At 43.7% G+C, this 2,428-nt stretch carries 3 protein-coding genes and 1 pseudogene; 3 read left to right on the top strand and 1 reads right to left on the bottom strand.

All coding sequences use genetic code 11. From position 1 onward, the window contains the following. The 3 genes from CBG25_RS08440 to CBG25_RS08430 form a co-directional block, all read left to right on the top strand. A partial coding sequence (locus tag CBG25_RS08440; protein ID WP_290603757.1) for a transposase occupies positions 1-372 on the top strand: 372 nt, incomplete at its 5' end. A gap of 559 nt (positions 373-931) precedes the next feature. Further along, entirely contained in the window at positions 932-1,165 is a 234-nt protein-coding gene (locus CBG25_RS08435) for a DUF4224 domain-containing protein (protein WP_290605992.1), read from the top strand. Beyond that, a complete protein-coding gene (locus CBG25_RS08430) occupies positions 1,149-2,183 on the top strand; it encodes a tyrosine-type recombinase/integrase (RefSeq protein ID WP_290605990.1) in 1,035 nt (344 codons plus the stop codon). Before CBG25_RS08435 ends, CBG25_RS08430 begins: the two co-directional genes overlap by 17 nt. 141 nt (positions 2,184-2,324) lie before the next feature. On the opposite strand, the pseudogene CBG25_RS08425 reads toward CBG25_RS08430, so the two are convergent. Then, positions 2,325-2,428 (bottom strand): annotated as a pseudogene (locus CBG25_RS08425) (IS110 family transposase); the annotation flags it as partial.

Here is a 2,428-nt window from a genome sequence, read left to right as displayed (position 1 = left end):
AGCACCCACGACAGTCAGCATTTCGAAAGGGTCATTGACAAGGCCAACACCAATCGCAATATCTACGCCGACCGAGGCTATCCCTCTGCGGAGCGGGAAGCTTGGCTGAAGGCAAACGGCTATAGGAGCCAGATTCAGCGTAAAGGCCATCGAAACAAACCGTTGTCCAAGACTCAGCAAGGGCGAAACCACAGGATTGCAAAGACTAGGGCACGGGTTGAACATGCATTTGCGGCGATGGAACAAATGGGTAGAAAACTGATCCGCACCATTGGACAGGTGCGCGCTAATTTTGCCATGACGATGATGGCAGCATGTTACAACCTAAAGCGGTTGGCGTACTTCCAGAGCGCGTGCATCGTGGCTTTCTGACGCCCAGAATGGGTCAAATGGCCCTAGCCAGGGCAATGTGCGATAGAATCAGTAGCGTGATAATCAAAAAAAATCTAATTATTTAGAATGAAAGCCAAGGGTTAATTGAAAATCTTGAGTTTTTCGAGGTGCCCATCTCTAAAACGGTCGAAAATACGTCTGATGAAAAATAACAGCGTAATTCCGTTGCACTGATGGAAACAAAAGTAGCCCGACATTTATCAACTACTTTAGCTGCAAATATACCACACACCAGCATCCACAATATATTTAGCGACCGGAACTGCCGCTAAAAATTAGTGGCGGTGAGATACAAAGATGTCAAGTTAAATATATTAATAGCGACAGACTAACCCTCATTACGTCACCACAAAGCCCATTCCCACAATTCAACATTCTCCGACTGCTCGCCGTCATGACATACGGCGCAGTGGCTTGATTTTAGCAGAGGTCATTATGACAACCATCACATTATCTGATTGGAATCGACGTAACTTAAAACACGAACTGCGGGACATTCTGCTTGAAACGATAAAAAAGCGAGGTTTGAAATAACGCTATGAAAAGTGAAAATGATATTATTTCTGACGATGAACTTGAAAAGATAACAGGTTTTCAACTTCCCAACAAACAAGTGGAAAAATTAATTGAGGCTGGAGTATGGTTTGTAAAAAATCGTGATGGTAAGCTTCGTACTACATGGTACCACTTTAATCATCCACTTAAATTTAGGACAGCAAATTCAACATCTGAGCCAGACTGGGGAGCAATGAAAAATGGGAAGACCACGTAAAAATCCTGATGACGCAAAGCTTCCAAAACGCGTATCCCGCGGACGTAGCGCATTTGAATATAAACATAAAAACGGTGAAACAAAACGCCTTTGTCCGTTAAGTGCAAGCTATGCCGAGGTGTGGGCGGCTTACGAAGAGTATATGAAGGAGATTGAAGGTAATACGCATGGTGATACCTTTGAAAAACTGATTAATCAATTTTTTGAATCTGCTGATTTTAACGCATTGAGTAAACACACAAGAACAGACTATGCAAAATACGCTACTCGGGTAAAAAAACCCTTTGGTAAAATGCCCCCTGATGACATTAAACCTCCGCATATTCGGAAGTACATGGATATACGCGGAGCAAAAAGTCAAGTTCAGGCCAATCGGGAAAAAGCTTTTTTGTCACGGGTCTTTAGGTGGGGTTATGAGCGCGGACTAGTGGCTATAAATCCATGCCAAGGTGTTCGCCAGTTTAGCGAAAAACCCCGCGAACGGTATATAACCGACGAAGAATACAACGCGCTATACCAAGCCGCTGATATTTTAGTCAAAGTCGCAATGGAAATTTCATACTTATGTTGCGCACGCCAAGGTGATGTTCTTTCGCTTCGCCGTGAGCAAATTATGAATGAGGGCATTTTCATCTGCCAAGGAAAAACGGGGGTAAAGCAAATAAAATCATGGTCGCCCAGGCTTCCGGCAGTGGTAAAGCTTGCATCAACACTTCCCGTCCGTGCAGGAATCGTTTCAACTTTTGTACTATACCAACCTGACGGCGGTCGATACACGGCTAGTGGGTTAAGTAATCGGTGGAGAGCCGCGAAAGCCTTAGCCAAAAAAGATAATCCGGATCTTAATTTCGATTTGACGTTTCACGATTTAAAGGCAAAGGGGATAAGCGATCTGAGCGGCTCGTTACAGGAAAAACAGGCTATATCGGGGCATAAAAATATTGGCCAGACGGCCAGGTACGACCGCAAGTTTAAGGTGGTACCGACGGTAGACGGCCAGAATACAAAGTCAAATTAAGCGCTCAAAGTGTTCAGAATATTCATTCCAACTAAGCGCTATCTCTTTGCTATTTTCACTACCTTCTTAGGTTTTAGTATTCTGAAATTAGCACATAAATAATTGATTTTATTAACTCAGCAACTGTCTTGACCAACAAAATTACGTAGTAACCTGATGGTAGGATTCATCCCATTCTTCGTTCTTTCTGAGCATCGCATTCAGGATGGTCAACAGTTTGCGCATGCAGGCAACCAGAGCGACTT

Origin of the sequence: Arsenophonus sp. ENCA (assembly GCF_002287155.1) — a bacterium.
Taxonomy (GTDB): domain Bacteria; phylum Pseudomonadota; class Gammaproteobacteria; order Enterobacterales; family Enterobacteriaceae; genus Arsenophonus; species Arsenophonus nilaparvatae.
The sequence above is the reverse complement of the archived record's forward strand: the minus strand, read 5'-3'. Positions and strand labels throughout refer to the sequence as shown.